This window comes from Polaromonas sp. DSP2-3-2b2 (assembly GCF_049895905.1).
In the GTDB taxonomy this organism is placed as follows: Bacteria; Pseudomonadota; Gammaproteobacteria; order Burkholderiales; family Burkholderiaceae_C; genus Polaromonas.
Genome location: NZ_JAFCTH010000013.1, coordinates 21377 through 39615 on the forward strand (window position 1 = coordinate 21377; position 18239 = coordinate 39615).

An 18239-nucleotide genomic window follows, 5' to 3' on the forward strand; every position below is an offset into this window, starting at 1 on the left:
TCTTTCTTATTTGTTGGACGCGGACGCCCACCAGGTGCTCATGGCCCAGGTGTCAGGCTGGTAATACGGCGGGATGACGGCGGGCAACACAAAGGGACGTGGCCGGTAGCCGATCAGGAAAGCATCGCCGTAATACTGCGACACTGAATAAAAACCATGGGTCAGCACCCGGTCCAGCGCCCGCATCGCCGCGCCGAGTTCGGGACGCGTCCTGGCCGTCACGACCTTTTGCAGCAGCGCATCGACCGCCGGATCGGCGATTCCCCAGACATTGGATGACCCTGGCGTCGTGGCGGCCTTCGAGCCAAACAGTTCGAGCAGTTCTCCGCCGGGCGCAGTACTGCCCGGCAAGCGCAGCGTGCTGATCTCGAAGTCAAACGCATCCATCTTCTGCTTGCCCAGGGAGAAATCGACGATGCGGTAGGTCATGGTGATGCCGAGCTTTTCCAGCGCCTTCTGGAACGGCCCGACGATGCGCACCAGCGAGGGCTGGTCGTTCAAAAACTCGATGGTGAAGGCTTCACCCTTGCTGTTCCTCAACGCGCCGTCGCGGTAGGTCCAGCCGGCTTCGCGCAGCAGCGCCTGCGCCTGGCGCAGGTTTTCCCTCAAGCTGCCGGGTGGCGTGGTGCTGGGCGACACGGGAACAGGACCAAAGATTTCGGGCTTGAGCCGGGCGCGCAAGGGTTCGAGCAAGGCCAGCTCATCGGCTTTCGGAAAACCCTCGGCATGGAATTCGCTGTTGGGAAAATAACCGTTGACGCGCTTGTACAGACCGTAGAACAGTTGCCGGTTCATCCATTCGAAATCCATCGCCAGGCCAATGGCGCGCCGCACCCGCGCATCCTGGAACTTGGGGTTGCGCAGGTTGAACACATAACCCTGGAAATCGCCAGGGTTGCGGTTTTCAAAGGCACGCTTGACCAGTTTGCCCGAGGTGAAGGCCTTGCCGGTGTACTGGCGCGCCCAGTTGCGCGAGATGAATTCACGCAGGAAATCGAATTCGCCCGCCTTCAGCCCCTCAAAGCGAGAGGTTTCATCGAGGTAGATCTTGAAGCTGATGCGGTCGAAGTTGAACTGGCCCTTGCGGCTGGGCAAGTCGGCGCCCCAGTAAGCCGGGTCGCGCACATAGGTGATGTCGCGGCCCATGGCCGGACTGGCGATTTTGTACGGCCCCGAGCCGATGGGAATGTCGGAAACGATCTTGTCGAAAGGCTTGGGCTGACCATTGACCACGCCCCAGTCGCGGCTGAACACCGGCATGCCGCCCACGACCAGCGGCAGTTCGGGGTTCGGCGTCAGGAAATCAAAGCGAACGACCCGCTCCGACACCACCGTGACGCCCTTGACCTCCGCATAAATCGTGCGGTACTGCGGCGCGGCCAGCTTGCTGGTGAGCTGGGTCCAGGAATGCAGCACATCGGCGGCCAGTACCGGCGCCCCATTGTGAAAGCGCGCCTTGTCATTCAGGCGGAATGTCGCCGAAAGTTGATCGGGCGCAACCGCCACGTCGTCGGCCAGCAGCCCGTAGGCCGTGGTCGGCTCTTCCGAATTGCCCGTCAGCAGGCTTTCGATCAGCAAGATGCCCAGTCCATAAGGCGCGGTGCCGCGCAGGGTGAAGGGGTTGAACTTGTCGAAGTTGGTCGGGCGCGTCGGCGGCACCATGCGGATTTCGCCGCCCTTGGACGCTGCCGGGTTCACATAATCGAAATGCGTGAAGCCCGCTGGATACTTGATGTCGCCAAACTGCGCATAGGCATGGGCGGCCCGGCTTTGCGGGGCAAAGGCTGCCACGCAGACCAAGACCCAGGCCCGTAAAAAAATCAAATCCCGCATGCGACAATTCTGCCCTACTTAAATCAGCAAGCTCTTGCAGCCCGCAGGTACATTACTGGCACGTTCCTGCAAGACGGTTTGCCGGTTCACACGAACACACTGGAGCACAAAAAATGGGTTTTCTCACCGGCAAAAAACTGTTGATCACGGGCGTGTTGTCCACCCGGTCCATCGCCTACGGCATTGCCAAGGCCTGCCACGCACAGGGCGCCGAACTGGCTTTCAGCTATGTGGGCGAGCGGTTCAAGGATCGCATCACCGAATTTGCGGCCGACTTCGACTCCACCCTGATCTTTGACTGCGATGTCGGCTCCGACGAGCAGATCGACCAGCTGTTTGCCGACCTGTCCAAGACCTGGCCGACCTTTGACGGCTTTGTCCACAGCATCGGCTACGCGCCGCGCGAAGCCATTGCGGGCGACTTCCTCGACGGCCTGTCGCGCGAGAACTTCCGCATTGCCCACGACATCAGCGCCTACAGCTTTCCAGCCATGACCAAGGCCGCCCTGCCCTACCTGAACCCGAAATCGGCCGTGCTGACGCTGACCTACCTGGGCGCGGACCGCATCATTCCGCACTACAACACCATGGGCCTGGCCAAGGCCAGCCTGGAAGCGTCGGTGCGCTACCTGGCTGAATCGCTCGGCCCCCGGGACATGCGCGTCAACGGCCTGAGCGCCGGCCCGATCAAGACCCTGGCCGCCAGCGGCATCAAGGACTTTGGCAAGCTGCTGGGCATGGTGGCGGCTGCCTCGCCGCTGCGCCGCAACGTCACGATCGACGATGTGGGCAATGTGGCCGCGTTCCTGCTGAGCGATCTGGCCTCCGGCATGACCGCCGAGATCACCTATGTCGATTGCGGTTTCAACGCCACGGCGGGCGCCAGCCGCGACAGCGAGTCGGTTTCCTGAGATTTATATACAAAATATGCCTTTCCCGCATGTGCAGCATTCGTTTCAAGCTATTGATAACATAGCATAAATCAGACAACTCATGATGCAGCGACGTTTTCTTTTGACCCTGGCCAGCTCTGTCTTCGCCGCTTCGCTGCTGCCAGCGGCGGCGCCTGCCCAGTCGCTCCCGCCTTCGCCCGCGCCGTCATTGATGCTGGCCAATGTGTACCGCGACGGCACAATCCTGGCCGATTACTGGGTCAGTGAAAAGTACGACGGCGTGCGCGGCTACTGGGACGGCCAAGCCTTGTGGACGCGCGGCGGCGAGCGCGTGGCCGCCCCGACCTGGTTCACGGCCGGCTGGCCGAAAGAGCCCATGGATGGCGAACTCTGGGCAGGGCATGGACAGTTCGCCAGAGCCGTTTCCACCGTGCGCCAGCAAACGCCTAATGATGCCGCCTGGCGCACGCTGCGTTTCATGGTGTTCGACCTGCCCGCGCACGGCGGCACGTTCACCGAGCGGATTCCGGCACTAAACGGCCTGGTCAGCCGGATTGACCAGCTCTGGGTGCAGGCAGTCCCGCAGTCGAAGGTGGCCAGCCCGCAGGCACTGCGAAGCCTGCTTGACAAAACGGTAAAAAATGGCGGCGAAGGCTTGATGCTGCACCGCGGCGCCTCCTTGTACAAGGGTCTGCGCAGCGACGACCTGCTCAAGCTCAAGACACACGAAGACAGCGAAGCGCAGGTCGTGGCGCACCTTCCCGGACAGGGCAAGCATGCCGGCAGTCTGGGCGCGCTGCTCGTGGAAATTCCGGCGGCAGACGGCAAGCCGGCGCAGCGCTTCAAACTGGGCACCGGATTTAGCGATGTCCAGCGGCAAAATCCGCCCGCCATCGGCGCACGCGTTACCTATCGCTTCCGGGGGCTGAACGACAGCGGCATTCCGCGTTTTGCCAGCTTCATGCGGGTGCGGGAAGACTGAAAAGTCTGCACCCATGAAAAAGGCCGGCGCCACCATGGAGCCGGCCTTTTTTTTCTTCAAGCCAGCCCCACAAGCTGGCGACTGATGCTACAGCTTGACGCAGTCCGCGTAGTAGCGGGTCTTGCCCTTGGCATCCGTCTGCTCGACCAGGCCATGGATGTCGGTCTCGAAACCCGGGCACTGCGCATTGAACTCGCGGGAGAACTTCAGGTAGTCAACAATTTTCTTGTTGAACACTTCGCCAGGGATCAAGAGCGGAATGCCCGGCGGGTATGGCGTGACCAGGCCGACGGTGATGCGGCCTTCCAGATGGTCGATTTCCACCCGCTCGGTGGTGCGGTGGGCGATGTGGGCAAAGGCATCGCTCGGCTTCATGGCTGGCGCCAGATCGCTCAGGTACACATCGGTGGTCAGGCGGGCAATGTCGTACTTGGCGTACAGCGCATGAATGTGCTGACACAGATCGGCCAGGCCCATGCGCTCGTACTTCGGAAACTTCTGGCAGAACTCGGGCAGGATGCGCCACATCGGCTGGTTCTTGTCGTAGTCGTCCTTGAACTGCTGCAGCGCCGTCAGCAGCGTGTTCCAGCGGCCCTTGGTGATGCCAATGGTGAACAGGATGAAAAAGCTGTAGAGACCCGTCTTTTCCACGATCACACCGTGCTCGGCCAGGAACTTGGTCACGATGCTGGCCGGAATGCCGGTCTTGGAAAACTTGCCGTTCAGGTCCAGCCCGGGCGTGACGATGGTCGACTTGATCGGGTCGAGCATGTTGAAGCCGGTGGCCATCTGGCCAAAACCGTGCCAGTTGGTGGCGCCGTTCTTCGCCGTCTTGGCGCTGCGCGACTCGCCCTTGATGATCCAGTCCTCGGCGCGGCCAATGCCCTCGTCCACCAGCTTGTCCGGTCCCCAGACCTTAAACCACCAGTCGGCGCCGTATTCCTCGTCGATCTTGCGCATGGCGCGGCGAAAGTCCAGCGCTTCGGCAATGCTTTCCTCCACCAGCGCGGTGCCACCGGGCGGCTCCATCATGGCGGCAGCCACGTCGCAGCTGGCGATGATGCTGTACTGCGGCGAGGTTGAGGTGTGCATCAGGTAGGCCTCGTTGAACAGGTGCCGGTCGAGCTTGACGTTTTGCGAATCCTGCACCAGCACATGGCTGGCCTGGCTGATGCCGGCCAGCAGCTTGTGGATCGACTGCGTGGCGTACACCACGGCGTTTTTCGGCCGGATGCGGTTCTTGCCCATCGAGTGGTAGGTGCCGTAGAACGGATGAAAAGCGGCGTGCGGCAGCCAGGCTTCATCGAAATGCAGGTTGTCGATATAGCCGTCGAGCATGCCCTTGATGGTTTCGGTGTTGTACAGCACGCCGTCGTAGGTCGATTGCGTCAGCGTCAGCACGCGCGGCTTGACCTTTTCGGCATCCACACCCTTGAGCAGCGGATTGGCCGCGATCTTGGCGCGAATGGCGTCGGGCTCAAATTCGCTCTGCGGAATCGGGCCGATGATGCCGAAGTGGTTGCGCGTCGGTTTCAGGAACACCGGAATCGAGCCGGTCATGATGATGGCGTGCAGGACGGACTTGTGGCAGTTGCGGTCCACCACCACCACATCGCCCGGCGCCACGGTGTGGTGCCAGACCATCTTGTTGCTGGTCGAGGTGCCGTTGGTCACGAAAAAGCAGTGGTCTGCATTGAAGATGCGCGCCGCATTACGCTCGCTCGCGCCAATCGCACCGTCGTGGTCGAGCAACTGGCCGAGTTCCTCGACGGCGTTGCACACGTCCGAGCGCAGCATGTTCTCGCCGTAGAACTGGTGGTACATCTGACCGACCGGGCTTTTCAGGAAAGCCACGCCGCCCGAATGGCCCGGGCAATGCCACGAGTACGAGCCGTCTTCGGCATAGTCCAGCAGGGCCTTGAAAAACGGCGGCTGCACGCCTTCGAGATAGCTTTTGGCTTCGCGGATGATGTGGCGCGCGACGAACTCGGGCGTATCTTCGAACATGTGAATGAAGCCGTGCAGCTCGCGCAGGATGTCGTTGGGAATGTGCCGCGAGGTCTTGGTTTCGCCATAGACGTAAATCGGCACGTCCAGGTTTTTGCGACGCACCTCGGCAATGAACTTGCGCAGGTCGAGCACGGCAGGGTCCAGGTCCGGACCAGGCGTGAACTCTTCGTCGTCAATCGACAAAATAAAGGCGCTGGCACGGCTTTGCTGCTGCGCAAACTGCGACAGGTCACCATAGCCGGTTACGCCCAGCACCTCGAAGCCCTCGGTTTCAATGGCTTGGGCGAGCGCGCGAATACCCAGCCCAGAGGTGTTTTCAGAACGGAAGTCCTCGTCAATGATGACAATCGGAAAGCGAAATTTCATGGCGTATGCAGATGTTGAGGGCGCCCAGAACCTGTCGGAGGGCATGAAAATAAACGTTCAGAAGGCATAGACAGGTTGAGCCCGAACGGTTTGACGAAGGAAAGCGCCATGCGCCAACTGGCTGGCAAGACAAGCAGCGCGATCTCTTGCGCGAACAGTGCACGATTTTCACTCATTCCGAAAACTGTTCATTTTTCAAGGCGCAAAGACTTTTTTCAGATTCCGAAGTGTAAGGATGTATTGTGTCCAACCGGTTGCACCGCGTTTATCTGGCCCAAAATAGGGCAAATCACTGACAAAAGGAAAAATCATGGGTGAAGCAGGCATCTGGTGGCTGCTGGCAGGCGCGGCCATCGCTGCGGAACTGGTGACAGGCACGTTTTACCTGCTGATGCTGGCTGCCGGGCTGGTGGCTGGCGCGCTGGCGGCGACGCTGGGCATGGCCCTGACAGGCCAGATGCTGCTGGCGGCGGCCATTGGCGGCGGTGCCGTAGCGGCGTGGCGTTGGCGCCGCAGCCAGCATCCAGCGCCCATGCCGGCTAGCTCCAACCCGGACGTCCATCTCGATATTGGCGACATGGTGCATGTGGCGCGGTGGAATGCCGATGGCACGGCCAGCGTACATTTCCGCGGTGCCCAGTGGACCGCCATTGCGGCCAGCCCCAGCGAGACATCAAGCCCGGGAAACTTCCGGATCAAGGAAATGCGAGGCAACCGCCTGGTCATTGAACCGCTTTAAAAAGGCATATGGGTCAGACCCAGGGCCACCCACGCAAGGCCCCTCACTTCAATCTGAAACAAGGGATATTTCATGGAAATAGCAGTCGTCATCCTCATACTGGCGGGCATCTTTATCGTGCAGAGCATCAAGGTAGTGCCGCAGCAAAACGCCTGGGTGGTGGAGCGTTTGGGAAAATACCTCGGCACCCTGACGCCGGGCCTGAACTTCCTGATTCCTTTCGTCGATCGCGTGGCCTACAAGCACAGCCTGAAGGAAATCCCGCTGGACGTGCCCAGCCAGGTCTGCATCACCCGCGACAACACGCAACTGCAGGTGGACGGCATCCTGTATTTCCAGGTCACCGACGCGATGCGGGCCAGCTACGGTTCGTCCAACTACATCGTGGCGGTCACGCAACTGGCCCAGACGTCGCTGCGCTCGGTCATCGGCAAGCTGGAACTGGACAAGACCTTTGAAGAGCGCAACATCATCAATGCGCAGGTGGTCGCCGCGATTGACGAGGCGGCGCTGAACTGGGGCGTGAAGGTTCTGCGCTACGAGATCAAGGACCTGACGCCACCCAAGGAAATCCTGCATGCCATGCAGTCGCAAATCACGGCGGAACGCGAAAAGCGCGCGCTGATTGCCGCATCCGAAGGCAGAAAGCAGGAACAAATCAACATCGCCACCGGCGAGCGCGAGGCCTTCATTGCCCGCTCCGAAGGCGAAAAGCAGGCCGCCATCAACAATGCGCAGGGCGAAGCCTCCGCCATCCTGGCCGTGGCCGAGGCCAACGCCCGCGCCATCGAAATCGTCGCCATGGCGATCCGCCAGCCCGGCGGCGAACTGGCGGTGCAGCTGAAGGTGGCGGAAAAAGCGGTTGCGGCGTATTCGCAGGTCGCCAGCGATGCGACGACGACGCTGATCGTTCCCAGCAACATGACCGAAGTCTCCGCGTTGATCACCTCGGCCATGAAAATGGTGCAGTCCAGCAAGGCCTGAGCGCTGGCCGGTCAGGTTTTTTTTACAAAGGCAAGATAAACATGAATGCAAAAAACGTTCTCGGCACCGAGCTCGCGTCATGCTCGTATGACCCACTCACCGGTTATTTTCGCGACGGCTGCTGCAACACCAATGCCAGCGACCATGGCTCGCACCTGATTTGTGTTCGGGTGACGGCAGAATTCCTGGAGTTTTCCAAGGCCATGGGCAATGACTTGATCACACCCATGCCTCAGCACCGTTTTTCCGGCTTGAACCCGGGTGACCGCTGGTGCCTATGCGCGCTTCGCTGGCGGGAGGCAAGGGAGGTCGGGGTTGCACCGCCCGTGATCCTGGAAGCCACGCATGCGAATGCGCTTCAGTTCGTGACCATGGCGCAGCTCGAGAAGCACCGCTTTCAGGGCACGGTGCATTAACAGGTAATTTCCTGCGACGGGCCGGCCAAGCCGCTTCGGGCGACTGCTATAATTTAGAGCTTCGCGGAAGGGTGGATGAGCGGTTTAAGTCACACGCCTGGAAAGCGTGCGTAGGGTTATACCTACCGCGGGTTCGAATCCCGCCTCTTCCGCCAGTATTGAGTGCAATGACAGAATGAATAGCCCCGCCAGTCGGGGCTTTTTCATGTCTGCACATCCAACGACATTTTTAAAATCCGTCACTTTTCGGTGGTACCGAAGGTGGTATCTTTTTTCAGCGGTGGTGTCGCGGAGTTCAGTTTTAAAAGGCTGCCATGCCGCTCGCTGACATCACTGTCAAAAAATCCAAACCAACCCTGAAGACCTACCGATTAGCTGATTCGAGAGGCTCCTTTTTGTAGATCACGCCTGCTAGCGGCAAGGGCTAGAGATGGAAATATATGGTCGATGGCAAACAGAAGTTGATGCCTTTTGAACTCTACCCAGACGTCAGCCTGGCTCAAGCGCGAGAGCTGCGCGACGCAGCCCGCAGACAAAAGAACAAAGGCGTCGACTCAATGGCGCAGCGCAAGACCTTCAAGTTCGTGCTGCGCGTGGCATCAGAGAATTCCTTCGAAACGGCCGGCAAGGTTTGACTCATACAGTGTAGATGCGACCGGAATGCACGCCATGCTGACTAAGCGCTTTTCGGAAAGTCAATTGAGCCACTCCATGATTTCAGGCCCCCGCGCGCAATGCCGATGGCCTGCGGGTCATCCACAGCAGGACATCAAATAACATCCCACACGCCCCGCCGGGACGACAACCGCTTGCAAAGCGGCATGGACAGTTCGATACGCTGCTTTCCTCATCGGTGAAATTGTGGCGTGCATGGGGCATTGTGGCCAAATCAGATGATCAGAGCGCATCAATATTTGGGCCTCAGACTTTCCGAACAGCGCCAAAATAAAACGCCCTGCGCAAGAAGTTTGCGCAGGGCGTTTTAGGCAGATCTATTGCCAGTTCCTGACCGTCTTCTGGCATCCAGGGGCCAGGAGACGGTCAGGACAGGTATTAGTTCAGAGCCGATTTCTTGCCGTCTTTATAGACATACAAAGTAATGGCCGGATTCTTCAACTCGCCGTTCGGCTCGAAACCGATGGTGGTCGTGACACCCTTGAAATTCGACTTGATCAGCTCAGGCGTGTACACCTTGGGATCGGTCGAATTGGCGCGTTTCATGGCGTCGACCAAAAGATAGGTTGCGTCATAGGTGTATGGGCTGTAAACCTGGAACTGGCTGGGGTACTTGGCGTCGTAACGCTTTTTCCAGGCTTCGCCGCCTGGCATTTTGACCAGCGATGCACCGCCTTCAGCACAAACCACGTTGCCAATAGTTTTTGCGCCGGCAGCCAGCTTGGCCAGTTCTGCGGTGCAGATACCGTCGCCGCCGAAATACTTGACGTTGCTCATGCCGAGCTGCTCCATCTGGCGCAACATCGGACCGCCCTGGGGGTCCATTCCGCCGAAGAAAATCGCATCGGGGGCCTTGGACTTGACGGCCGTCAGGATGGCCATGAAGTCGGTGGCTTTATCGGTGGTGAACTGCTCGTCGACCACGGTCATGCCCTTGGCCAATGCCGTCTTCTTGAACACTTCGGCAACGCCCTGGCCGTAAGCCGTGCGGTCATCGATGATGGCGACTTTTTTCAATTTCAGCGCATCGGCGGCATAAAAAGCCAGACCCGCGCCGAGTGCGTTGTCGTTGGCGATGATGCGGTAAGTGGTCTTGTAGCCTGGCTTGGTCAGGTTGGGATTGGTGGCTGCACCGGTCACCATGGGAATGCCGCAGTCGTTGTAGACCTTGGAAGCAGGAATCGTCGTGCCCGAATTCAGGTGTCCGACCACGCCCGAAACTTTGGAATCGCACAGTTTCTGTGCAGCAGCCGTGCCCTGTTTTGGATCAGCAGCATCGTCTTCAGCCACCAGTTCGAACTTGATTTTTTTACCGCCAATAACAATGTTCTGGGTGTTCAACTCTTCAACAGCCATGCGTGCGCCGTTTTCGTTGTCTTTTCCATAGTGGGCCTGTGAACCGGACATCGGTGCCACATGACCAATTTTCACGACAGCCTCTTGCGCCGAAGCCAAGCCCGCCACCATCGCAAGGGCTGCCAGCGCTGTCAATTTCAATTTCATCTGCATAAAAAAACTCCGGTTAGAAAATTACCTGTGATGGTTGAGAACATTTTTTTAACTCAACGGGGCAGAACATAACGCAATTTTTAGGCCTGCACCATAGCAACGCCCCTAGGTTCTGTTTGATCAAAGGGTTTGCCCTGATATGGCGCAATTTTTTGCAAAAATTTCATGCTGACAGAGGTCACGACAACCCAGGTTTCTGGCGGTCGGGCTGCCCCTGAGATGCAGACATTTCACGTTCAAATGCCTGGTCTACCGATTCACGCACAACCCGTTCAATTTCATCGAGCAACTGCGGCAGCAGGGCCTGGAGATGCTCGCGGATCAGTTGCTCGGTAGCTTCGCGCAAGCGCGTTTCAAGCACCCTGTCGATATGCCGCAAAACCCGCTGAACCATCAACTCTTGCAGGTCTATTGCAGCGGCCATTTCGGCCATCACGCTTTCATTCGCTGTATCTCTGGAGGCCGCTGAAGGAACGATTTCGGTCAGCGTGGGCACGTACGCGGGCGGCCCTGGCAAACGGCTCATGCTGTGCCGACGGCCCGATGGGCCAGGTCATGTCTTTGCAGGGTATAGCCGCGCGCAGCGTAATGCTTCCAGCGGCTGCGCCCGGCCTGCGCATCTTCGGGGAACAGCGAAACCACTTCAACCAAACGCTCAAACCCCTCGAACCCTGCAGGAAGGTCGTGCCCCAGGTTCACCAGGATGCCCTGCTGCGAATAACCGGCAGGCGAAGCCGCCAGCACGACCGGCGTGAGCGCCAGCGTGGCGGGCAATGCGGCCGTCGTGCAGTGGGGCACGAAATCATGCGCGGAAAAAGCCCACAGCAGCGTATCGAGTTCGGCCAGCACGGCGGGCTCTGCCGTGACTGCCACCTTTGCGCCGCTCAAATAGATTTTTCTCAGCAGCCGGCAGCCGTAAGCCAGTTTGTCAGGCACGTTGAAATGAAAGGCAATGTCAGTCATGCCCGGGTTTTGGCGGAAGGTGCGCGTGCTTTTGTGGATCGTGCCTTGGGAGCCGCTGGCGTCGTGGATGAGGACGTCGCCTGGGCCAGCAAAAAGTCAAGCAGCAGCGGCACCGGACGTCCGGTGGCGCCTTTGGCATGGCCGCTTTTCCAGCCTGTGCCGGCAATGTCCAGATGCGCCCAGGCAAAGTCGGCAGCAAAGCGCTGCAGGAACTTGGCGGCCGTCACCGCGCCACCGGCACGCCCTGCCACGTTGGCAACGTCGGCAAAATTGGTTTTCAGGCCTTCCGCGTAGTCGTCGTCCAGCGGCATACGCCAGCACAGGTCGAGCGAGGAGTCGCCGGCCCGGGCCAGAGATTCGGCCAACGCTTCGTTGCTTGAAAAAAGCCCGCTCCGCACACCGCCGAGCGCCACCACGCAGGCGCCCGTCAGCGTGGCGATGTCCACCACGGCCTTGGGCTTAAAGCTCGCCGCATAGGTCAACACGTCGCACAGCACCAGCCGCCCTTCCGCGTCGGTGTTGAGGATTTCGATGGTTTGCCCGCTCATGCTGGTCACCACGTCGCCGGGCTTGATGGCTTTGCTGCCCGGCATGTTCTCACAGGCCGGGATCAGCCCCACCACGTTGAGCGCGGGCTGCAGTTCGGCCAGCGCCCGGAACGTGCCCAGCACGCTGGCAGCGCCGCACATGTCGAACTTCATTTCGTCCATTTCGGCGGCCGGCTTGATCGAGATGCCGCCGGTGTCAAAGGTGATTCCCTTGCCGACCAGCACCACCGGCGCTTCGTTTTTGGCGCCGCCCTCGTAGCGCAGGATGATGAAACGCAGCGGTTCGGCAGAGCCCTGCGCCACCGCCAGGAAGGCACCCATGCCGAGCTTTTCGACCTCCTTGTGCCCCAGCACCTCGGTCTTGATGCGGCGCAGCTTTCCAAGCTCCTTGGCAGCGCCTGCCAGCAAGGAAGGCGTGGCATGGTTGGCCGGCCGGTTGGCCCATTCCTTGGCCAGCTCGATGCCCTTGACCAGTCCGATGGCCTTGTCAAAACCCGCCTGAACATTGACAAGACCGTCAACCGCGATCACCACCTGCTGCAGTTTTGCCGCAGCGGGCTTGGATTTGGTCGTGGTGTAGGCATAGCTGGCATCGGCGCAGGCGACAACGGCGGCGCGCACCAACTCGGGCTGGCCGCTGGCCAGCAGGCCAAGACAAAGAACGGCGCGCTGCGCATTGCTGGTCTTCAAGGCGCCCATGGCGGCATTGACGGCCGTACGGATATTTTTCTCGCTGGCATCGCCTGCGCCGACCAGCACCACGCGCGTTGCCGCGATCCCGGGCGTACGGTAGGCGCTCAGCAGCTTTCCGGGCGTGATTTCCAGATCGCCTGACTTGATAGCCAATGCGGCAAGGACTGACAAAGCGTCGTCCCCCTCCGCAAAGCCTTCAGGGACCAGCACCATCAGCGCATCGGCTTTTTCACTGCAGGCAAGGGCACGGTTCAGGGTTTTAAGTTCAAAGTCCATAATTCACGGTTGGGTAGAAAAACCAGCTTACACAAATACAGTCGAGCAAAGCAGCCATCCAGTCAATGTTATTCCAATCTTCAATACGCAGGGAACTGGCGCGCAGTTTCGGCGCCACGCTGGTGGTGCTTCTCACCATCATCATGACCATCGTGCTGATACGCACCCTGGGCCAGGCCTCCAAAGGTTCGATCAGTCCCAGTGACGTGATGCTTTACATGGCGTATTCAGGCTTGGGGCGCCTGCCGACCATCCTGACGCTCGCCCTGTTCATTGCCCTGGTCAGCACCCTTTCGCGCATGTACCGTGACAGTGAAATGGTCGTGTGGTTCACCAGCGGCCAGGGGCTGGCCGGCTTTTTGCGGCCGCTGTTTCACTTTGCCTGGCCGGTGCTGATGGTCATCAGCCTGATGGCGATTTTTGTCTGGCCGTGGACCAACCAGCAGACCCTGGACATGCAAAGCCGCTACCAGCAGCGCGGCGACCTGGACCGCATCACACCCGGCGTCTTTCAGGAATCCTCCAGCGGGAACCGGGTGTTTTTCATCGACCGCGACCTGGCCGGCGAACAGGCCAGCAACAATGTCTTCATTGCCGCCACTGAAAAGGGAAAAAACTCCGTCACCACCGCGCAGTCCGGCCGCATTGAAACCCGGGGCGATTCGCAGTTCCTGATGCTTTCCAACGGCCAGCGGCTGGAGAACGAAATTGGCAAGTCGGCCCTCAAGATCAGCGACTTCAAGGAGTACGGTGTCAAGATCGGCAGTTCCGGATTGCTGGGCGCAACGCCTCCGGAGGCCAAGCTGATGTCCAGCCGCGCGCTGATCAAGGAGCCGACGCGCAGAAACCTGGGCGAACTGGCATGGCGGCTGGGCTTGGTCCTTTCCGCCATCAACCTGGTGGTGGTGGCGCTGGCGCTGTCCAGCGTCAACCCGCGCGGCGGGCGCGGCAGCAGCATGATTGCTGTTGTGCTGGCCTTCGTGGTCTACAACAACCTGGTCAATCTCGGCCAGAACTGGATCTTTGTCGGACTGATCGGTTTCGGCCCTCTTTTGCTGGCCCTGCATGGCGGCGTCCTGCTGCTTGCGCTGGCATGGCTGGCCAAGCGGCACATGAACTGGCGCTTCGGGCGCAGGCAGCGCGCGCGCGCTCCGGCATCCCCGGTTCAGGCCGGAGGCCAGGCATGAAGACCATACGGCGCCTTATCTACCGCGAAGCCCTGACTTCGATTGCGCTGGTGGCATTGGGTTTTCTCGCCCTGTTCTTCTTCTTTGACCTGGTTGACGAACTGCAGTACCTGGGAAAAAACAACGGCCTGGTAGGCGAGAACACCTACCAAGTCAAGCATGCATTGCTGTACGTCACCCTGCTGATTCCCAACCACCTGTACGAGCTTTTGCCGATCTCGGTGCTGATTGGCAGTATTTTTGTCATGGCGCGCCTGGCTCAAAGTTCGGAATACACGATCTTGCGCACCAGCGGCCTGGGCCCCTGGCGGGCACTCAAGCTGCTGCTGTGGCTGGGCGCATTTTTCGTCGCGCTGAGCTTCGTTGTGGGCGACTACATCTCGCCCGTCAGCGAGCGCGCTGCGCAGTTGCTCAAGGCGCGCTACCAGAGCAAGATCACCGTGGGCCAGACCGGCGCCTGGCTGAAAGAAAAACAGGCCAGCAGCAGCTTCATCGTGAACGTTAGCGAGTTGTCGCCTGACGGTGAGATGCATGGCGTGCGCATTTACGAGTTCGACGACAAAGGCCTGATCGTCTCTGCGACCGAAGCACCGGTAGCCGCGTTTTCATCGAATACCGCCTGGCTGCTGCGCGATGCCACGCGAACAGAGTTTGCGGTGTCCGCCGGTGCAAACGGCGCCGGCAATGCCAACGCCTCCCCGCAACAGGCCCGGGTCAACCGCGCCGGCGTTGCCAGCTTTCGCTGGCCCACCGAGATCAGCACCGAAATGGTGTCTGTCGCGCTGCTGCGGCCCGACCGGATGGCCACGATCGACCTGTTCAATTACATCCGCCATCTGGAAGCCAATGGACAGACCTCCCAGCGCTACGAAATCGAGTTCTGGCGCAAGGTGTTCTATCCGCTCAGCTGCCTGGTCATGGTGATGCTGGCCCTGCCCTTTGCCTACCTGCACTTTCGCTCCGGCGGCATCACCGGCTATGTGTTTGCCGGCGTCATGATCGGCATCAGCTTTTTCCTGCTCAACAATGTATTTGGCTACATCGGCAACCTGCGCAACTGGCAGCCCTGGCTGGCCGCGGCAACCCCTGGACTGATCTACATGGCGATTTCCATGGGTGCATTCGGCTGGCTGGTGCTCAGGCGATGACCTGGCCGATCCGTTTCTTTCCTTTCCTTTCCTTTCACTTTTCCAACGACTTATGACTGCCATATTCCCCGCGCTGCGCGGCATTGTCTTGTTTGCCCACGGTTCGCGCGATCCGCTGTGGCGCCTGCCGATCGAAGCAGTCGCCGCGCAGATCAGCGCACGGCAGCCCGGCACCCTGGTGCGCTGCGCCTACCTGGAAATCTGCGCGCCGTCGCTGCCGGAAGCAGCCGACGAACTGGTCGCCGCAGGTGCGCGCCAGCTGAGAGTTTTTCCGCTGTTCCTGGGCGTGGGCAAGCATGCGCGCGAAGACCTGCCGCTCCTTGTCGAACAGGTCAGGAGCGCGCATCCCGATGTCGCCATTGAACTGCTGCCGGCGGCCGGCGAAGATGTGCGGATGACCGCCTTGATGGCCGACATCGCACTGGCCTGTGGCGCGAGCGAAGCGCTTCAGGAGCGCTGAAAACGGTGGCTCCAGCCGGCTCTCCTTAGTACGTTTCAGGCATAATAAATTTAAAAATAAGCATGAAAATCATATGAACCTGCACCAATTCCGCTTCGTCCAGGAAGCCGTCCGCCGCAACCTGAACCTGACCGAAACCGCGCGAGCGCTGCACACCTCGCAACCCGGCGTTTCCAAGGCCATCATTGAGCTGGAAGAAGAACTCGGCGTCGAGATCTTTGCCCGTCACGGCAAGCGCCTCAAGCGTGTCACCGAGCCCGGCGAGCATGTGCTCAAAAGCATCGAGCTGATCATGCGGGAAGTCGGCAACCTGCGGCGCATCGGCGAGCAGTTCTCGGCGCAGGACAGCGGCACGCTGTCTATTGCGACCACCCATACGCAGGCCCGCTATGTGCTGCCGCAGCCGGTTGCCCGCCTGCGGGAAGCCTTTCCCAAAGTCAATGTCAGCCTGCACCAGGGCTCGCCCGACCAGGTGGCGCGCATGGTGCTTGAAGAAGTCGCCGAGATCGGGATTGCCACCGAATCATTGAGCCAGTACGACGGTCTGGTGACGCTGCCCTGCTACGAATGGCAGCACATGCTGGTGGTGCCCATCGACCATCCGCTGGCCAAAAAAGAGCACATCACGCTCGAAGACCTGGCGCAGGAGCCGCTGATCACCTACCACCCGTCGTTCACCGGCCGCACCAAGGTGGACCAGGCGTTTGCCGCCAAGCACCTGCATCCGCGCATTGCCCTGGAAGCGATTGACTCCGACGTGATCAAGACCTATGTGCGGCTGGGCTTGGGCGTGGGCATCGTGGCCGAAATGGCGGTTCGGGAAGACGGCACCAATACCGACCTGATTGCCTTGCCGGCGGGCCATCTGTTCGGCGTGAACGTTGCCCGCGTGGCCTTCAAGCGCAGTGCCTACCTGCGCAATTTTGTCTACAAGTTCACTGAACTGCTCAGCGACAAGCTCAACCGCGACCTGGTGGCCAGGGCCATGGCGGGTCGCCTCAATGACGACGAGGTTTGAACATGGTGACGGATGCGTCCACGACGTTCCCCGCCGGCGCGGCGCACACGCCAGCGCTCGTCAGCCGGCTGCCACGCGTCGGCACCACGATTTTTACCGTCATGTCGGCGCTGGCCCTTGACAAAGGCGCGGTCAATCTCGGCCAGGGTTTTCCGGATTTCGACTGCGACCCGCAACTGGTCGATGCCGTGACTGGCGCCATGCAGCGCGGCCTGAACCAGTATCCGCCCATGGCCGGCGTGCCGGTGCTGCGCGAAGCCGTCGCGGCTAAGCTGGCCGCGCTGTACGGCCGCAGCTACGACCCCGGCAGCGAGATCACCATCACCGCCGGCGCCACACAGGCCATCCTCACCATCATCCTGGCCATCGTGCATTCGGGCGACGAGGTCATCGTGCTGGAGCCGTGCTACGACAGCTACGTGCCGAACATCGAGCTCGCTGGCGGCACGGTGGCGCGCGTGCCCTTGACGCCGGGAACGTTTCGGCCGGATTTCGAAAAGATCAGGGCTGCCCTCAGCCCCCGCACGCGCGCCATCATCGTCAATTCGCCGCACAACCCGAGCGCGACGGTCTGGACCGAAGCCGAGATGCTGACGCTCCAAAGCATCCTCGCCCCCACCGATGTCCTGCTGATCAGCGACGAGGTTTACGAGCACATGGTGTTCGACGCCGCCCAGGGCCGCATCCACCAGAGCGCCGCGCGCTTTGCCGGACTCGCGGCGCGCGCCTTCATCGTCAGCAGCTTTGGCAAGACCTACCATGTCACGGGCTGGAAGGTCGGCTATGTGGCCGCACCAAGCAGCCTGATGGCCGAATTCCGAAAGGTACACCAATTCAACGTGTTCACCGTCAACACGCCGGTGCAGCACGGCTTGGCTGCGTACATGGCCAGCGACCGGCCTTACCTGGACCTGCCGGCTTACTACCAGCGAAAGCGCGACCTGTTCCGCAGCGGCCTGGAAAAAACGCGCTTCAAGCTGCTGCCCAGCGAAGGCAGCTATTTCCAGTGCGTCGATATTTCGGATGTCAGCAACCTGGGCGAGGCCGATTTCTGCCGCTGGCTGACCACCGAGATCGGCGTGGCGGCGATTCCTATGTCGGCGCTTTACGTCGACGGGTTTGACCAGGGTATCGTGCGCTTTTGCTTTGCCAAGAAAGACGAAACCCTACACGTGGCGCTGGACCGCCTGGCCCGACTGTAGGCAACTCCTGACGCCTGTTTTAGCCGCCTTCCTGCTTGACACAGGGAACCTGGCGGCAAGAATACAGGCATACATAACAAGGAGTCTTTCATGTCCCTCTCGCTCATCCTGCTGATCGTCCTGATCCTGATACTGGTCGGCGCGCTGCCCAGCTGGGGCCACAGCCGCAACTGGGGTTACGGTCCCAGCGGCGGTATCGGCCTGGTGGTGATCATCCTCATCGTGCTGCTGCTGATGGGCCGCATCTAACCCGGACCCACTCCGCAAAAAAGGGACCTTGTTTTCAAGGTCCCTTTTTTCGTTTATTCCGTTTCCAGATCAATCCGAGATTAGGCGC

General features: G+C 60.3%; 18 protein-coding genes and 1 tRNA gene. 13 read left to right on the forward strand and 6 right to left on the reverse strand.

The genetic code is table 11. The features are described 5' to 3' along the window. Positions 1 to 6: 6 nt before the first annotated feature. The gene (locus tag ACP7AD_RS12160) at positions 7 to 1833 is read right to left on the reverse strand and encodes an extracellular solute-binding protein (RefSeq protein ID WP_426147788.1); all 1827 of its coding nucleotides are present in this window, start codon (positions 1831 to 1833) and stop codon (positions 7 to 9) included. 113 nt (positions 1834 to 1946) lie between these two features. Here ACP7AD_RS12160 and fabI point away from each other — a divergent pair, with 113 nt between their 5' ends. Continuing rightward, positions 1947 to 2744, forward strand: coding sequence for an enoyl-ACP reductase FabI (gene fabI, locus ACP7AD_RS12165; protein ID WP_029524815.1), 798 nt, complete (start codon positions 1947 to 1949; stop codon positions 2742 to 2744). 85 nt (positions 2745 to 2829) lie between these two features. Next, a complete protein-coding gene (locus tag ACP7AD_RS12170) occupies positions 2830 to 3708 on the forward strand; it encodes a DNA ligase (RefSeq protein WP_426147829.1) in 879 nt (292 codons plus the stop codon). 87 nt (positions 3709 to 3795) lie between these two features. Here the strand turns inward: ACP7AD_RS12170 and ACP7AD_RS12175 are convergent, their stop codons facing one another. Next, positions 3796 to 6084 carry an Orn/Lys/Arg decarboxylase N-terminal domain-containing protein gene (locus ACP7AD_RS12175; protein ID WP_426147786.1) on the reverse strand — a complete coding sequence of 763 codons (2289 nt, stop codon included), beginning with the start codon at positions 6082 to 6084 and terminating at the stop codon, positions 3796 to 3798. Between the two features lie 310 nt (positions 6085 to 6394). Here ACP7AD_RS12175 and ACP7AD_RS12180 point away from each other — a divergent pair, with 310 nt between their 5' ends. From ACP7AD_RS12180 to ACP7AD_RS12200, 5 genes are all read left to right on the forward strand, one after another. After that, complete coding sequence (locus ACP7AD_RS12180; RefSeq protein WP_426147783.1) at positions 6395 to 6823, forward strand: NfeD family protein; 429 nt, start codon at positions 6395 to 6397, stop codon at positions 6821 to 6823. A gap of 72 nt (positions 6824 to 6895) precedes the next feature. Further along, positions 6896 to 7807, forward strand: a complete 912-nt coding sequence (locus tag ACP7AD_RS12185) for an SPFH domain-containing protein (RefSeq protein WP_426147781.1) — start codon at positions 6896 to 6898, stop codon at positions 7805 to 7807. Between the two features lie 41 nt (positions 7808 to 7848). Continuing rightward, positions 7849 to 8223, forward strand: a complete 375-nt coding sequence (locus ACP7AD_RS12190) for a DUF2237 family protein (RefSeq protein ID WP_426147779.1) — start codon at positions 7849 to 7851, stop codon at positions 8221 to 8223. Positions 8224 to 8288: 65 nt separating this feature from the next. Then, positions 8289 to 8378 (forward strand) — tRNA-Ser (locus tag ACP7AD_RS12195). Between the two features lie 285 nt (positions 8379 to 8663). Further along, the gene (locus ACP7AD_RS12200; RefSeq protein ID WP_426147777.1) at positions 8664 to 8858 is read left to right on the forward strand and encodes an Arm DNA-binding domain-containing protein; all 195 of its coding nucleotides are present in this window, start codon (positions 8664 to 8666) and stop codon (positions 8856 to 8858) included. Positions 8859 to 9276: 418 nt separating this feature from the next. Here ACP7AD_RS12200 and ACP7AD_RS12205 read toward each other — a convergent pair whose 3' ends face one another. From ACP7AD_RS12205 to ACP7AD_RS12220, 4 genes are all read right to left on the reverse strand, one after another. Further along, on the reverse strand, positions 9277 to 10407 hold the full coding sequence (locus tag ACP7AD_RS12205; protein ID WP_426147775.1) for a branched-chain amino acid ABC transporter substrate-binding protein: 1131 nt from the start codon (positions 10405 to 10407) through the stop codon (positions 9277 to 9279). Between the two features lie 178 nt (positions 10408 to 10585). Next, the gene (locus ACP7AD_RS12210) at positions 10586 to 10903 is read right to left on the reverse strand and encodes a hypothetical protein (RefSeq protein WP_426166153.1); all 318 of its coding nucleotides are present in this window, start codon (positions 10901 to 10903) and stop codon (positions 10586 to 10588) included. A gap of 26 nt (positions 10904 to 10929) precedes the next feature. Then, positions 10930 to 11370 carry a DNA polymerase III subunit chi gene (locus ACP7AD_RS12215; RefSeq protein ID WP_426147771.1) on the reverse strand — a complete coding sequence of 147 codons (441 nt, stop codon included), beginning with the start codon at positions 11368 to 11370 and terminating at the stop codon, positions 10930 to 10932. Beyond that, positions 11367 to 12887 (reverse strand): leucyl aminopeptidase, encoded by a 1521-nt coding sequence (locus ACP7AD_RS12220; RefSeq protein WP_426147769.1) that lies wholly within the window; start codon positions 12885 to 12887, stop codon positions 11367 to 11369. Before ACP7AD_RS12220 ends, ACP7AD_RS12215 begins: the two co-directional genes overlap by 4 nt. A gap of 65 nt (positions 12888 to 12952) precedes the next feature. Here ACP7AD_RS12220 and lptF point away from each other — a divergent pair, with 65 nt between their 5' ends. From lptF to ACP7AD_RS12250, 6 genes are all read left to right on the forward strand, one after another. Further along, the gene (gene lptF / locus ACP7AD_RS12225; RefSeq protein ID WP_426147767.1) at positions 12953 to 14074 is read left to right on the forward strand and encodes an LPS export ABC transporter permease LptF; all 1122 of its coding nucleotides are present in this window, start codon (positions 12953 to 12955) and stop codon (positions 14072 to 14074) included. Beyond that, positions 14071 to 15222 carry an LPS export ABC transporter permease LptG gene (gene lptG / locus ACP7AD_RS12230; protein WP_426147766.1) on the forward strand — a complete coding sequence of 384 codons (1152 nt, stop codon included), beginning with the start codon at positions 14071 to 14073 and terminating at the stop codon, positions 15220 to 15222. Before lptF ends, lptG begins: the two co-directional genes overlap by 4 nt. 52 nt (positions 15223 to 15274) lie before the next feature. Next, entirely contained in the window at positions 15275 to 15682 is a 408-nt protein-coding gene (locus ACP7AD_RS12235; protein ID WP_426147764.1) for a sirohydrochlorin chelatase, read from the forward strand. Between the two features lie 73 nt (positions 15683 to 15755). Then, entirely contained in the window at positions 15756 to 16700 is a 945-nt protein-coding gene (locus ACP7AD_RS12240) for a CysB family HTH-type transcriptional regulator (protein ID WP_426147763.1), read from the forward strand. Between the two features lie 2 nt (positions 16701 to 16702). Next, entirely contained in the window at positions 16703 to 17902 is a 1200-nt protein-coding gene (locus tag ACP7AD_RS12245) for a pyridoxal phosphate-dependent aminotransferase (RefSeq protein ID WP_426147761.1), read from the forward strand. Between the two features lie 90 nt (positions 17903 to 17992). Continuing rightward, the gene (locus tag ACP7AD_RS12250) at positions 17993 to 18151 is read left to right on the forward strand and encodes a DUF3309 family protein (protein ID WP_084181217.1); all 159 of its coding nucleotides are present in this window, start codon (positions 17993 to 17995) and stop codon (positions 18149 to 18151) included. Positions 18152 to 18239 lie beyond the last annotated feature (88 nt).

Bases quoted from the DNA above. Each gene is read 5' to 3' on its own strand.
- ACP7AD_RS12190 (WP_426147779.1), top strand. From the start codon at position 7,849: ATGAATGCAAAAAACGTTCTCGGCACCGAGCTCGCGTCATGCTCGTAT.
- ACP7AD_RS12170 (WP_426147829.1), top strand. From the start codon at position 2,830: ATGCAGCGACGTTTTCTTTTGACCCTGGCCAGCTCTGTCTTCGCCGCT.
- ACP7AD_RS12245 (WP_426147761.1), top strand. From the start codon at position 16,703: ATGGTGACGGATGCGTCCACGACGTTCCCCGCCGGCGCGGCGCACACG.
- lptF (WP_426147767.1), top strand. From the start codon at position 12,953: ATGTTATTCCAATCTTCAATACGCAGGGAACTGGCGCGCAGTTTCGGC.
- ACP7AD_RS12250 (WP_084181217.1), top strand. From the start codon at position 17,993: ATGTCCCTCTCGCTCATCCTGCTGATCGTCCTGATCCTGATACTGGTC.
- ACP7AD_RS12240 (WP_426147763.1), top strand. From the start codon at position 15,756: ATGAACCTGCACCAATTCCGCTTCGTCCAGGAAGCCGTCCGCCGCAAC.
- ACP7AD_RS12215 (WP_426147771.1), bottom strand. From the start codon at position 11,370: ATGACTGACATTGCCTTTCATTTCAACGTGCCTGACAAACTGGCTTAC.
- ACP7AD_RS12175 (WP_426147786.1), bottom strand. From the start codon at position 6,084: ATGAAATTTCGCTTTCCGATTGTCATCATTGACGAGGACTTCCGTTCT.
- ACP7AD_RS12160 (WP_426147788.1), bottom strand. From the start codon at position 1,833: ATGCGGGATTTGATTTTTTTACGGGCCTGGGTCTTGGTCTGCGTGGCA.
- ACP7AD_RS12205 (WP_426147775.1), bottom strand. From the start codon at position 10,407: ATGCAGATGAAATTGAAATTGACAGCGCTGGCAGCCCTTGCGATGGTG.
- ACP7AD_RS12185 (WP_426147781.1), top strand. From the start codon at position 6,896: ATGGAAATAGCAGTCGTCATCCTCATACTGGCGGGCATCTTTATCGTG.
- ACP7AD_RS12200 (WP_426147777.1), top strand. From the start codon at position 8,664: ATGGTCGATGGCAAACAGAAGTTGATGCCTTTTGAACTCTACCCAGAC.
- fabI (WP_029524815.1), top strand. From the start codon at position 1,947: ATGGGTTTTCTCACCGGCAAAAAACTGTTGATCACGGGCGTGTTGTCC.
- ACP7AD_RS12220 (WP_426147769.1), bottom strand. From the start codon at position 12,887: ATGGACTTTGAACTTAAAACCCTGAACCGTGCCCTTGCCTGCAGTGAA.
- ACP7AD_RS12180 (WP_426147783.1), top strand. From the start codon at position 6,395: ATGGGTGAAGCAGGCATCTGGTGGCTGCTGGCAGGCGCGGCCATCGCT.
- ACP7AD_RS12235 (WP_426147764.1), top strand. From the start codon at position 15,275: ATGACTGCCATATTCCCCGCGCTGCGCGGCATTGTCTTGTTTGCCCAC.
- lptG (WP_426147766.1), top strand. From the start codon at position 14,071: ATGAAGACCATACGGCGCCTTATCTACCGCGAAGCCCTGACTTCGATT.